The organism is Paenibacillus sp. S-38 (assembly GCF_049942825.1).
Lineage (GTDB): Bacteria > Bacillota > Bacilli > Paenibacillales > NBRC-103111 > Paenibacillus_G.
Map to the genome: position 1 here is coordinate 6,915,687 of NZ_CP187970.1, position 13,348 is coordinate 6,929,034.

At 52.8% G+C, this 13,348-nt stretch carries 12 protein-coding genes; all 12 read right to left on the reverse strand.

Annotation, left to right across the window (positions count from 1 at the left end; translation table 11 throughout):
• Nucleotide 1: 1 nt before the first annotated feature.
• The 12 genes from ACP26L_RS30170 to gmd all read right to left on the reverse strand — a co-directional run bounded on the left by ACP26L_RS30170 (nucleotide 2) and on the right by gmd (nucleotide 13,338).
• Nucleotides 2-1,261 (reverse strand): glycosyltransferase, encoded by a 1,260-nt coding sequence (locus ACP26L_RS30170; RefSeq protein ID WP_426449081.1) that lies wholly within the window; start codon nucleotides 1,259-1,261, stop codon nucleotides 2-4.
• Nucleotides 1,262-1,281: 20 nt separating this feature from the next.
• On the reverse strand, nucleotides 1,282-1,977 hold the full coding sequence (locus tag ACP26L_RS30175; protein ID WP_426449083.1) for a sugar transferase: 696 nt from the start codon (nucleotides 1,975-1,977) through the stop codon (nucleotides 1,282-1,284).
• A 12-nt stretch (nucleotides 1,978-1,989) separates the two neighbouring features.
• Complete coding sequence (galU, locus tag ACP26L_RS30180) at nucleotides 1,990-2,880, reverse strand: UTP--glucose-1-phosphate uridylyltransferase GalU (protein WP_426449085.1); 891 nt, start codon at nucleotides 2,878-2,880, stop codon at nucleotides 1,990-1,992.
• A 466-nt stretch (nucleotides 2,881-3,346) separates the two neighbouring features.
• Entirely contained in the window at nucleotides 3,347-4,087 is a 741-nt protein-coding gene (locus ACP26L_RS30185; RefSeq protein ID WP_426449087.1) for a YveK family protein, read from the reverse strand.
• A 194-nt stretch (nucleotides 4,088-4,281) separates the two neighbouring features.
• A complete protein-coding gene (locus ACP26L_RS30190) occupies nucleotides 4,282-5,517 on the reverse strand; it encodes a glycosyltransferase family 4 protein (protein WP_426449089.1) in 1,236 nt (411 codons plus the stop codon).
• Nucleotides 5,518-5,519: 2 nt separating this feature from the next.
• Nucleotides 5,520-6,080, reverse strand: coding sequence for a WcaF family extracellular polysaccharide biosynthesis acetyltransferase (locus tag ACP26L_RS30195; protein WP_426449090.1), 561 nt, complete (start codon nucleotides 6,078-6,080; stop codon nucleotides 5,520-5,522).
• Nucleotides 6,049-7,227, reverse strand: a complete 1,179-nt coding sequence (locus ACP26L_RS30200; protein WP_426449092.1) for a glycosyltransferase — start codon at nucleotides 7,225-7,227, stop codon at nucleotides 6,049-6,051. The genes ACP26L_RS30195 and ACP26L_RS30200 overlap by 32 nt, the downstream gene beginning before the upstream one ends.
• A gap of 39 nt (nucleotides 7,228-7,266) precedes the next feature.
• Nucleotides 7,267-8,484, reverse strand: a complete 1,218-nt coding sequence (locus ACP26L_RS30205; RefSeq protein WP_426449094.1) for a hypothetical protein — start codon at nucleotides 8,482-8,484, stop codon at nucleotides 7,267-7,269.
• Nucleotides 8,485-8,510: 26 nt separating this feature from the next.
• Nucleotides 8,511-9,647 carry a glycosyltransferase family 4 protein gene (locus tag ACP26L_RS30210; protein WP_426449096.1) on the reverse strand — a complete coding sequence of 379 codons (1,137 nt, stop codon included), beginning with the start codon at nucleotides 9,645-9,647 and terminating at the stop codon, nucleotides 8,511-8,513.
• Nucleotides 9,644-10,756, reverse strand: coding sequence for a glycosyltransferase family 4 protein (locus ACP26L_RS30215; protein WP_426449097.1), 1,113 nt, complete (start codon nucleotides 10,754-10,756; stop codon nucleotides 9,644-9,646). Before ACP26L_RS30215 ends, ACP26L_RS30210 begins: the two co-directional genes overlap by 4 nt.
• Nucleotides 10,757-10,773: 17 nt before the next feature.
• Nucleotides 10,774-12,288 carry a lipopolysaccharide biosynthesis protein gene (locus tag ACP26L_RS30220; protein ID WP_426449099.1) on the reverse strand — a complete coding sequence of 505 codons (1,515 nt, stop codon included), beginning with the start codon at nucleotides 12,286-12,288 and terminating at the stop codon, nucleotides 10,774-10,776.
• A gap of 57 nt (nucleotides 12,289-12,345) precedes the next feature.
• Nucleotides 12,346-13,338: a GDP-mannose 4,6-dehydratase gene (gene gmd, locus ACP26L_RS30225; RefSeq protein ID WP_426449101.1), complete on the reverse strand. Its 993-nt coding sequence runs from the start codon at nucleotides 13,336-13,338 to the stop codon at nucleotides 12,346-12,348.
• Between the last annotated feature and the right edge of the window lie 10 nt (nucleotides 13,339-13,348).

Sequence of the window (13,348 nt, forward strand, 5' to 3'; positions counted from 1 at the left end):
GCTAAACCAGGATCAGCTCCAGTTTTTCCTTCGTAACCGTACTGCTGAAGTGCTGAGACACATAATCGATCGAGTTCTTGGACATCGAATGATTCATCTCCGCGTTATTCAGCAGCTGAAGGATGTTCTGAACCATTTCCTCGTCATTCTCGCTGATAAACAAATCTTTCCGGTGGCTCGCATTGATGCCTTCGCTGCCAATGGCATTGGTCACTACAGGAATTCCCCAAGACATCGCCTCGACGATCTTCGTCTTGATTCCCGTACCGAAGAGCAGCGGCGCGATCATTAATGCCGAGTCCATCACGGTCTTTTTAACATCATTCACTTCCCCTGTGACAATAACGTCTGGATACTGCTTCTCCAGCTGCAGCACTTCTCTTGTAGGATTCTTCCCGACAATGTAGAACTTCGCGTCAGGCTGGTGCTTCTTAACTTGGGGCCAGATCTTCTCGCAGAAGTAAAAGACAGCGGAACAGTTGTGCGGAATATCCATTTTACCGACGAATACGATCTTGTTCGGGTCATACTGGCGCGCATCTTCGCTGCCGCCGGCGGCAACCGGATCTATCTTCATCGGAATGCCGTGGCACGACTCATGCCGAACGATATCCTTGAAGTGTTCCGCTTCCTTCGGTGAGGTGAAGATCAGATGATCGAAGCGTCCCGCCACCGATTGCTCGTACTTCTCAAGCAGCCGGCTCTCGAGACGGATCAGCATCTTCTGAATGAACTTCAACTCAGCCGCTCCGCGTGCGAACTTAGGGAGCTTGTCGGCAAATCCGCCGAATACGGAAGGAATATACTTGAACCACTCCAGCTGGCGCTGATATCGCAGGGACAGCAGGTCGTCATAGCTCATGATCGTCTTCGCCGGATGCTTCTCCGTGTACTCGGCAACCCGGACCATATCGTAGATGACGTAGGCCGGATTCTCTTTCTGGATCGTCTCGGCAATCAGCTTGTGGTTTTTCTTGCTGTAGTAGACCGATACCTGAAGAGGCCACTTGCGGAGAAGGAGCGAATAGACCAGCGCATTGTAAACTTTCTCGAAGAAACCCGGCGAATCGATGGTAATGATTCGGTCGATAAGCTTCGGCTTGGCGCTCAGATATTTCGGATCATCAACAAAGGAGATATTGATAATCTCGCTGTCCGGGTGAATTTCTTTGATCTGGGTGAGATACTGGGAAAGCAGATTTTTTCGTCCATCGGTGTTGGGAAATGGAAGCCTGTTGGTAATAAATATGATTTTCTTCATTGGAGACCTCCGGTAAAATATCAAAATGCGTCTTTCGATCCCAACAGTACCCTCACCGTCTTGAAGATGATCTTTATGTCAAAGAACAAATTGCGGTTTGCGATGTACTTCAAATCCAGTTCGACCATTTCCTCGAATCCGAGCTGGCTTCTTCCGCTAACCTGCCAGAGCCCAGTGCAGCCGGGCGTAACGGAGAGACGCTGTTTGTGGTAATTCGAATACTCTTTCACTTCCCGCGGAAGCGGCGGACGCGGACCGACAAGACTCATATCGCCTCTCAGGACATTCCAGAGCTGAGGAAGCTCATCCAGACTTGTTTTCCGGATAAACCGGCCGATCTTTGTAATCCGCGGGTCGTTTTTCATTTTGAACATATGACCGCTGACCTCATTCTGGCTGAGCAGCTGGGCGAGCAGTTCTTCCGCATTGGAGACCATGGAACGGAATTTGAACATGTGGAACAGCGCCTCGTTCTTGCCTACACGCTGCTGTTTGAAAAATACGGGGCCCTTCGGGTCTTCAAGCTTGATGAGAATCGCGAGGATGAGAAATAGCGGTGCCGTAATCACCAACCCGACGATGGCTCCTACGATGTCGATCATGCGCTTCATTGCCAGATATACGTTATGCCCGTACCCTTGATTCAGAGCGGCGGTTGAATAATATTCTCCGGTTTCGAGGGTTTTGCCCTCTTCTGATAAATTCGGAACGCTCATTGGAATCCTCCTCTACCCGATTGTTTCGGCTGCTTCTTCTAGTGCGACCAGCTCTTCCAGTGCCTTCAAGAGCGGTTGATTAAGCTCCTTGTTTTGCAGGGCAAAGTCCAGGTTCGTAAGAATGTATCCCAATTTCTCGCCGACGTCGTATCTAACGCCACTGTAGTTATAGGCATAAACCTTCTCAATTTCACTCAGCTTCTGGATCGCATCGGTGAGCTGGATTTCTCCGCCCGCACCCGTTTCATGCAGTGCCAGGAAATCAAAGATGCGCGGCGACAGCACATAACGACCCATGATGGCCAGATTGGACGGCGCTTTACCGAGCGGCGGCTTCTCCACTAGGTTCTGTACTTCATACAGCCGGCCGTTCTTGATGCCTGTATCGACAATGCCGTAGCGCTGCGTTTCTTCCAGGGATACCGGCTGAACCCCGATCACGGAGCTCTGTGTCTTGTCGTATTCCTGAATCAGCTGCTTAAGGCACGGCGTCTCCCCATGGACAATGTCATCCCCGAGCAGAACAGCGAACGGCTCGTCACCGATGAATCTTCTGGCGCACCAGATGGCATGACCGAGACCCTTCGGCTCTTTTTGGCGGATATAGTGGATTTCGACGCTCGCCGAGCGCTGAACCTCACGAAGCAGGTCCATCTTGCCCTTGTCCTCCAGGTTCTTCTCGAGCTCGAAGGCATGGTCGAAATGATCCTCGATCGCCCTCTTGCCCTTGCCCGTCACGATGATAAGATCTTCGATCCCCGAAGCGACAGCTTCTTCCACGATATATTGGATCGTCGGCTTATCAATGACAGGAAGCATCTCTTTAGGCATGGCTTTGGTTGCAGGCAGAAAACGCGTGCCGAGACCTGCTGCAGGAATAATTGCTTTTCTTACTTTCTTCATGGTTTTCTACCTCCACAATTGTAGGCTCAGAGCCGATCCATTTTATCTCGTTGCACGATACGAATCGTATCATAAAAGATACCAGTTATGCTTTCTTACCGCTGGAACATAAAGCTGCACGTAGTGAAGCTCTACACGGTGTGACGTTCCTTCTCGAGTCCGCCCTGTCGTAACTCTGCAGGCTGCGAGCGGCGTATGCGGTCACCCAGTCTCACATGCATCAAGACTGCATAACTTGTGCTTCTATGAGGCGCCAACAGCGCCTTCCCGGGAGGGATGGAGCTGCCGGTCAATCTGCAGTCTGCGCTGCATGTTCAGCTTTCATGCAAATTAGGGCATTGAACCCTTCCTCACGCCACACCCCTGACGACTAGCGTCTAAGGCTGCGAAACCCACAGCATGGCCGAGTGCCTACAGTGATAAAGGTACAGTAGACATTACCTGATCAATGGAGAACCTTCAGGAACTACTGATTGGCTGCAACGGCCGGGGAGTCGGTACGGTTGATCGTGGAAGTAGGTTTGTTTGAATTCATATCCGTCTTCGTGGCCTTCATAATCACAGCCAGGGTCGGCAGGCCAAGGGCTTGTTCGACATCCGCTTCGGTTCTGATGGTGTCATCCATGTACTCAATAACAAATACTACGCCGGTTGCAATAACCAGAGAGACGATCAATCCGATTAGCGTGTTGAGAATATGATTCGGTTTGACTGGGCTTGGGTTGCTGATTGTCTTGGCTTCGTTCAATATGGTAACGTTGTCGACCTTCATAATTGGGGGGATTTCGGCTTTGAACACTTCCGCTACCGCATTGACGGTTTTGGCTGCGCGTTCGTAGGAGGTGTCTTGCATGATTAATGTCATCACCTGGGTGTTATTGACGGAGCTGACCTTGATCTTTCTCATGAGCTCTTCGGTGCTGAGTTTCAAATCCGGGTATTGGGCGACGACCTTATCCATAATCGCCGGTGTGAGGATGATCTCTTTGTACGTATTGATGAGCCGGATATTCATATCGATCGTTCCGACGCTGAGCTCGTCGTTAACTTCATTCGATTTGTTGACGATAATCTTGCTGGAAGCCTCATAAACCGGTTTGACGTAGTAGTAGCTGAAGAAACCTGATCCTACACTCGCGATGAGCACGAACGCTAGAATATACCATATTCGCTTCAGAATCATTTTCCCGTACTGCTTCAGTTCCATAATGGTCCTCCATCCGATTTGTTTATTTTATTTATTTTCATATATTTTCATAAAGCGACATGCCGGGATACGAATTGTATCGAAAACCCACTTTAAATTTATGATACATAGTGTATCTTGTCAAGTATTTTTTGGAAATCCGACGCGGTTCCATGCCTTTCACGCTTTTTCGAACCGGGACCGCGTTAGATACCTCAGATGCTTTCGAGCAGCAAACTGTACTTTTCGATCGATTGTTCCTTCTTGAGATAGGATTCGAGGTAAGTCCTCCCATTCAGTCCCATTCTGCGAAGTTCCGCAGAATCTGTCGCCGCCATAGCCTCGATGCACGCGGTGATCCCCCGGTAATCCTGCGGTTCGACAACATAGCCCGACTCGCTCTCCATAATCAGACGGTGGGCTTCGCTGCCGTTCTCCAGAACGCCCAGGATGGGCTTGCCGGAGGCCATGACCCCATAGATCTTGCTGGGCACCGAGACGCCCTTAATGCCCTTCTGGTTGACAACCAGGTGGACGTCAGCCGCATTCAGCGAGTAGCGGATGTAATCCTTCGGCTGGTACGGGAGGAAGAGGACGTTCTTCAATCCATGCTCCTTCACGAACTGCTGCATTCTTCCCTTGACGGCCCCTTCTCCGATAAAGACAAAGGCCACGCGCTCGTCAGCTTCAAAATGTTTGGTTACGGTGATGATATTCTCGAGATCGTAGTATAGACCCAGGTTCCCCGAATACATGACAATAAACTTGTCGGTCAGCCCGTTCGCTTCGAGGAAAGCGCGTACCTGCGGATGCTCCTTCGTCAGAGGCACGATCTCGTTCTCTTCGGTCCAGTTGTTGATGACCGAGTTATCCGGTACGCCGCGGTAGCCGAAGCGCTTGGCGAGAGTCTCCTGCATATCCCGCCCGACCGTAATAATATGGTCGGCCAGCTTGCAGTTGAGGTTATCGAGCACCCGCGCGAGACTGTACATCCACTTCATCTTGGTGAAGCTGACGGCCTCCGCCTGCTCCGGATTGAAGTCCTGAATATTGTAGACGTGCTTGGTTCTCTTCAATACCTTGCCGATGGTCCCAATCAAACCGCCGAGGATCGGCGGAGAAGAAATGGTATAGACAATGTCCGTCTTCTTCTCCATAAGCATAGCCCAGGTAGCCAGGAAGAAATAACTGGTAATATAGCGAAGACGGCTCCACTTGCTGCTTTTGTCAAGCACAGGGAGTTTGATTCTTACGATACGAATATTCTCCAGGTAGTCGGTGACGAACCTGTCGGCCGCCTCCGACTTCTGGCCTGCATACCCCGGCTGTGCAGCGATTACCGTAATATCGAATTTGTCCTGCAGATGCAAGCAGAGAGAAGTCATCAATTGTCCCGTCGACGCGAAGTCCGGATAAAAGTAATTGATCACAAATACGATTTTTTTCTTCATGGCTACCTCTTATCCTCGAATCTGTATTTCTTGAAGCGGGCCGGAGAACCGATATGTACTTCACCAGCTCCCACATCTTTGGTTACCGTACTGCAGGCACCCACCACACCCATCTCGTGGATCGTGACGCCCGGATACACGAAGGAGCGGCTGGCCACCCAAGCGCCGTCCTTCAAGACAATCGGCTTCGTAATCAATCCGAAGTTGGGATCGTCCATTCGATGTGAGCCCGTGCACAAGTAAGCCTGCTGGGAGACTACGCAGTGAGCTCCTACCTCGATGCGGTCCAGACTGTAGAACTCCGCGTAATCCCCTACCCAGGAGTGCTCTCCTATGCTTACCTTCCACGGGTAAGTAAACCGGGCCGTGGACCTTACCCTCGCTCCCGCTCCGATCCGGGCGCCGAAGAGCTTCAGAAGAAACCTCCGCCAGCCGTACATGTTATGAAGCGAGAAACGGAACAGGCTGCCCTGAACCAGCCACCACAAGAGAACAACGATGCCGCTGCGCCCTCTGGAATAGCCGTCTTGATTATACAGATCTAGCCGTACTATATTTTTCATACGACTGCCATAGCTCCTCGTATATGTCGGTTGTTTTTCGTACGTAAGCCTCACGAGAGAATTCGATCTCGACCAGTTCGCGGGCTCTCTCGCCCATCGCCCGGTAATCCGCATCCATCACGCGCGCAATGCCGCCGGCAAGCGCTTCGTGATTCTCCGCGGGGACGAGCACGCCGGTCTCTTCCCTGACCATCTCGGGCACTCCGCCCACATCCGTCGCCACTACCGGCAGACCCGCTCTCATGGCCTCGAGAATGACCGTAGGGAAGATATCATAGACCGAAGGCAGGACGAACAAGTCCGACTGCCGGAGCAGCTCAGGAACGTCTCTGCGAAGCCCCAGGAAGTGAAGCGTGCCGTTCAGCCCGAACTCCTGGGCCATATCCATCAGCTTCTGCTTATAGGCCTTCTCATGGTCGAAAGCCACATCTCCCACAATAAGAAAATGATACGCCCTGCCCTGCTTCTTGAGCCGGTCGGCCGCCTGGATGAAGTATTCCATTCCCTTCATCGGGGACAGGCGCGCTACGGCTATGACGATCTGCGCATCAGCCGGAATGCCAAGCTCCTTCCGGATCTCACTGCCTCCAAGTGCGGCAAGCTCCTTCTTGAAGTCGATCCCGTTGTAGATCTTCAGCAGCTTGTCTGAGACCCTCGATCCCCAGTTGAACATAATCTTGCTCCGCTCGCAGAGGACGATAACCTTATCATTGAAATAGTGATTAAGATAACCTACCGCCTGATAAGCGAACAAGGGCCTGCGCGGCAGCTCATGAACGGTCTGCACCGCCGGCACCCGCATCAGCTTCGCCGCGATATTGCCGCCCATGAGCTCCATTTTGTGCGAATGCACAATATCGATCCTATGTTCGCGGATCACCCGCATTACCGTGCGGACCGTAACCCACAGCTTAGCCAGATTGCGCGGATAGTAGAACAGATCCGTCGGCTTGCCAAAGACGGCCAGCTGCCCGAACAGCACGGTGGCGCCGGCCGCTTCATACTTGGCCACGTAGGGACTCGGACCGGGAAGCAGTACGAATGCGCGGTAACGCGACCGGTCGAGTCCCTCCACCAGCTGCAGCAGCACCGTATCCACGCCGCCGACCTGGCTGGCATAAGGCTGAATATATAAGATATGCTTCATGAGACCCTCCCCCTTCCCGGGTAAACTTAGGACCTGCCTCTATGGGCCGGCTACCGGAGCTCGCGGCTCCTGCCACAGCACACGCTGTTCCAGAGGCAGCTCCTTTTCCTGCGGCTTCTTGTAAGCAGCCATCAGCATAATGTAGAACAGCGGGGCGTCCAGTACCGGCTGTGAGATCAGCAGTGTCAGGAACAAAGGAGTCACGGCCACCAGATACTGCGCCTTGTCTTCCACCCAGAACACGGTGGCGAAATAGACGGTTATCACCAGCAGGACCCCTATAATCCCGATCATATAGCTCGATGACAGGAGGTTAATGCCAAGCTGGTCCGCATTGTTATATCCCGTATTGTACAGCCCCACCCCGAAGGGGTTATCCATGAACAATTGAAGCCCTTCCCATGTCGCATCCGAGCGGTCCGTCACTGAAGCGCCCAGCTTCTCGGACTTATCGTTCAGACCGATAAACGGGGCGAAGAAGGCCGCATAGAACATGAACGCGAAAATGAGGATGGCCTTGATACCTCTGCGGTTAAATAAATACCGCATCGCCAGTGCGACGAAATAAATAGCCAATCCACTTGTGGATAAAGTCGCCGCAACGCCAAAAAAGAGCACAATTTGAATCCACTTGCGATCCAAATTGTAGGACTCCAAAGAGAAGATCGCCCAGATCAAGAAGGCCTGGAAGATACCGGCCTCACGGAACAGGCCAAGCAGCCTCGGCAGATTGAGCCCAGGCATCTCTATGAAGCTGTATAAGATGGTGAAAGGGAAATAAGTATTCCCCGTCGATTCGTAGGTCTCTACATTGATTTTGAACAGATAGAGAGATTCCCAGGGCACGAAGGCCGTCAGCAGCACGCTGATATAGTACGAGATGACGAAGCCCATCATGATGAAGATAAAGCCGCGGAAATACTTCTGGTTCGCCCTCTCGTCGCTCAGCACAAGCGCAAAAGAGAACAGGATGACGATGTGGGCCACGGCCGCCTTGATGACAAATTCAAAGTTCATGCCGCCCTGCACACCCGCGTGGGCAAAAAAGTATACCCACATGATGATACTGACGACCAGCACGAATTGAATGTGCCGGGTGAAGCGAACGTTTTTAATGATGGATTGCTCTGCCATGTGGAAGTAGACCGCCCCCAAGCTCAGCACCATGGCTAAGCTTGACAGGTTCTGTCCGAAAGCGGTCGGCCGCATCATGAAAGTAGCGATAAGAAGCAGCAAGACCTTAACTCGCAGCAGCATGGTCTACTCCTTTCATGTAGTTGAACTTACGCCCCCAGTGTTTTTCCATACTTATCCATAAAAAACTCCGGTTGGATTAATTGACGGTAATGGTTTTGGCTGGCATTGATTTTCTCAGCCAGATCCGCCCGGTGGCGCAGGGCATAGTTGATCTGCTTGGCTAGATCATCCACATCTTCCGATTGGAAGACGAGACCGAGCTGATAATGCTCGATTGTAAACCCGACTTCTCCGTGATCGGGACCTATGACGAGCTTGTTGCGCACCACCGCTTCCGTCAGCGGACCGCTCTGGCCCGTAAACATCCGGCGGTAGGGCAGCACGATCAGATCGGAGGAATCGAAGTAGGAAGACACCGCCTCGTCGGCAATGTATCCGAGCTCCGTCACCACATGACAATGGGATGGAAGGCGCTTCTTCCATTCCTCGATGTCCTTGCGGGTGAAATGCTCCTCCTTGCCTGCAATGACCAGTGTACATGGCTCCTCCACCTTGGCGATCGCTTGAAGGAGCAGATCCAGGCCCTTGTCATAACGCGTGCCGCCGAAAGCCAGTACATACGGTCCCGGTGCGGCAGCCCCCCATCTGAGCTTCATCGCCTCGTCCTGTTCGGGGTCGGGATGCTGAGGGTGCAGCTGGGGGTAGAGAATACTCTCCACCGCACCTTTAGCGGAAGAACGGACCCGCTCCACGGTGTAGCGCTTCGTATACTCTCCGTGCACGATAAGCTGGCGGATCACGCCAAGGCCCAGAAAAAAAGAAAGGGCCCGCTGCTTGCTCGGACGCGTAGGATACCAATGCATAGTGGCTGTGCAGTGCAAACCCAAAAGCAAGGGCCATACCAGCAGCAGCGGAATCAGCAGACAATCGAGATACAGCAGGTGAAGCTTGCGGTACCCGTTCTTCCGGCAGTACCGGATCAGACGGTACAGCATCACGGTCCGCCCTAGGACAGCTGGGAGCTTCGGCGGCTCGGAGTCCATGACCATCATGGAAATCCCCGCCTCCGCCAGGCTCCTAGATTGTTCCGGTTCCATGGAGGTGGTCGCATAGCAGCACAACGCATCCGGTTCCTTCTCGCGGACCCCTTGAATAGCCGTCCAGTTGTAGTAAAAGTGATGTCCGTCATTGGACGTATCAAAAAACATGAATTTTGTACTCATATAGCCTCACTTCTATGCCGGCCGAGAAATCGTTCCAAGGCTTCGAGATGGGCATCCACCATATGGTCCATCGAATACCGGTCGGCAATCTCCAAGCTTCGTTCCCCGAACCGTGCTCGGCGTTCCGGCGACTCCAGAATGCCGAGCAGCGCGGAAGTGAGCCGCTGCCCGTCATCCACGGGAATCATGTATCCGTTCCGGCCATCCTCGATCAGATCATGTGAAGCGCCGGCCATCGTAGTTGAGATCAGCGGCAGACCGAACATAATGGCCTCGTTGAGGACCAAAGCCCACACGTCATACCGCGTAGGAAGCACGAAAGCGTCGGATACTTTGTAGTACTCGATCAGCTCTTCCTTCTGAAGGAAGGGCAGAATCACGACGTTCTCCACCCGATTCTCCCGGAGGTATGCCCTGTACTCCTCTTCCTGCGGACCACCGCCAATCAGGAGAAGACTTGCATCGGGAGCGTTCAGTTCCCGGAAGGAGCGCAGCAGCAGATCCAATCCTTTGCGCTCAATGAACTGCCCTACCGACAGAAAGACGGTCCCCTTCAGATTGTGCTTCCGCTTCAATTCGGCATGCCGCTCCGGACTCAAGGGCCGGAGCTGATCGGAAGTATAGTGCACCGAGCTCAGCGGATACTCATGGATCTGATCCGCTTTGGCCCCGTAATAGGTCAAATACTCCGTACAGTTCTTCCCGGACGACAGCCAGAAAGAAGCGCTGGAGATCAGCCCTCTCTTCAAATTGCGTTTGAACCGCGACTCTTCAGGGGCCGGAAAACCGCCATCGGAGTTCAGGATGAACGGGATCCGCCTCATGCGAAGCCATTGAATGGCCATCATCTCCGTCGGCGAGCTGTAGCAGCCCATAATCGGCACATCGAACCGGTTGCTTTGCAGCTCCTTCCATACGGAGAAGTTCAAGTGCTTATCGAGACCGAAGGTACGTCCCGGAAGAAATTTGTACTGGAAGTGGCGGCCGATGCCATCTACCTTCCACTCCCGGTTCGCTTCGTTCTTCGCCTGGAACCAAACGGTCAAGTCACAATGCTTGCCGAGTTCATTGAAAAAATCAACCCGGTATGGACTTGGTATGTTGGTCATGAACATCACTCTTGGTTTCACACGGCCTCTTCCCTTTCCCTTTTACGCAGTCTCCCGATACGAAGAGACAGTATATCCATTCCAAACAGAAGCACACCTATTAGAATCAGCACAACCGTCCCGGCCGCCGCCAGCTGCAGCAGCAGGGAAATCAGCGTACCCGCCGAAGGTCCGCCCGTCCAGAATACCCACAGCCCGCTGAGCAAAAACAAGCATACCGGAGGAATGAGCGTCCCGAGCAGCAGCTTCAGCTTCAGGCCCATGAGACGAAACTCTATAAACACCCTGGCACCGACCCCGATCGGAAATCCAAGCATACGGGAGAAGGCGGCGCCCGGGATGCCGAGCAGCGGAACGAGCAGCAGGCTGCCGAGCAGCGTAGCCGCACTTGTTCCAAAATTAATTCCTGTGTTCAATTTCACATATTCGGTTCCGTTCAAATAATAAAATGCCACGATCGCCACCGTACCCGAGGCAACCCCGACAATCAGCAGTCGCAGAAGCGTGAAAGCTTCGGCCGCAAATTCCGGCGAGATCCACACGGTCAAAATGCTCTCAGCGTACAGAAACATCGGTACGCTGAGAGCGGTGACCGCCAGAATGACAATTTTGTTGGCAAAGATATATACCTTCTTCAGCTCTTCCATATTACCGCTCTCTCGAAGAGAGCTGAACTTAGGGAAGAGAAAGGCACCAGCCGCCGCCGGAATCTCGTGCAGCTTAGCTGCAAGCTGCATGCATACGGAGTAAATGCCCAGCGCCGCGGGCCCCAGGATGGAGCTGATAATGACCCGGTCCATCTGCGTGTAGATAACACTGCTGATTACCTGCAGCCAGGAGTACATGCCGTACCCGAGCACCGTCCTGGAAGCCTCTCTATCCCAACGCGGCGTATAGTTGAGTTCTGGGCTCAGCCTGCGGCCGATCATATATTGAAAGCCCGCTGCACCTACCGACATCAGTAGCATCAAAACGACAAGACCGAGCAGTTTGAACCCGAAGTAGACCAGCACCACACTCATCAGGTTCGTGACCACGTTGACGAGCATGTTCGTCTTATTCAGGACGTCGTACCGGTGATGTGCCATGCATACGGCAGCAAATACACTGCTGATGATCTTTACTCCAACGACGGCGCCCAGCACCCGTGTAGCTGCAACGATCTGTTCCCCCGTCTCCCCGGTAACGTTCTGGAACAAAAAGAGGAGACTTGGACCCAGCAGGTACAGCAGAACCGTCGTACCTACTCCGATCAACAAACAGAGGGCCATGGTAAAACGCAGTACACGGTTAAACGAAAGATAGTCCTGCGTCTCCAGATAGGCTGAGCCGAATTTGACTACAGAACTGCTCACCCCGAGGTTCGTGACACTCAGGATGGCAACAAGGGATCCCATGAGAATCCAGCTTCCATAGAATTCCGCACCCAGCATCTTCAGAAGCAGCGGAGTGATTAATATCGTAATCAGAGGGTTGACGATAAACTCAATCGAACTGTAAGTCAGGTTCTTAAAGTCACGTGTCTTCCCCATTTGCTTGGCCTTGCCGAAGATTTTATGGAATGCGCTGCGCATCTCGGTGAACCAGGTTTAGCTTAATGCCATTGCATTGGCGTAACGTGCTTCGGCCTGAACGCGCTTGATGTCTTCGTCAACCATCATGTGTACCAGCTGCGTGAAGTTCACTTCCTGCTTCCAGCCGAGCTTCTCCTTCGCCTTCGTGCAGTCACCGATCAGAAGGTCTACTTCAGCCGGACGGACGAACTTCGGATCCAGAACAACATAGTCTTCGTAGTTCAGACCTACGTAAGAGAAGGCCACTTCAAGGAATTCACGTACGGAATGAGTCTCTTCCGTAGAGATGACAAAATCTTCCGGTGTATCCTGCTGCAGCATCAGCCACATGGCTTTGATATAGTCCCCTGCAAAGCCCCAGTCGCGGAGTGCATCCAAGTTGCCGAGACGCAGTTCGGTCTGGAGTCCCAGCTTGATGCGCGCAACGCCGTCGGTGATTTTGCGCGTTACAAATTCCAGGCCGCGGCGCGGGGATTCGTGGTTGAACAAAATACCGGAGCATGCGAACATGTCGAAGCTTTCACGATAATTGACGGTAATCCAGTGTCCGTATACTTTGGCAACACCGTAAGGGCTGCGCGGATAGAACGGAGTGGTTTCTTTCTGAGGAACCTCCAGCACTTTACCGAACATCTCGCTGCTTGATGCCTGATAGAAGCGAGCGGTCGGCTTCACGATCCGTACGGCCTCCAGCATGTTCGTCACGCTGAGTGCCGTGATGTTGCCTGTCAGGATCGGCTGGGGCCACGATGCCGCCACGTAGGACTGGGCAGCCAGGTTATAAACCTCGTCCGGATCAGCGATACGTACGGCTTCGATCAAGGATGGAAGATCTGTCAGGTCGCCGGAGATCCATTCGATCTGGTCTTTGATCGCCTGCACGTTTTCGTAGTTAGGTGTGCTTGTTCTGCGGCGAAGACCATATACCTTGTAGCCTTTCTCAAGCAAAAACTCCGCCAGATACGACCCGTCTTGACCGGTAACCCCAGTAATAAGTGCTGATTTCATGTGTATATTC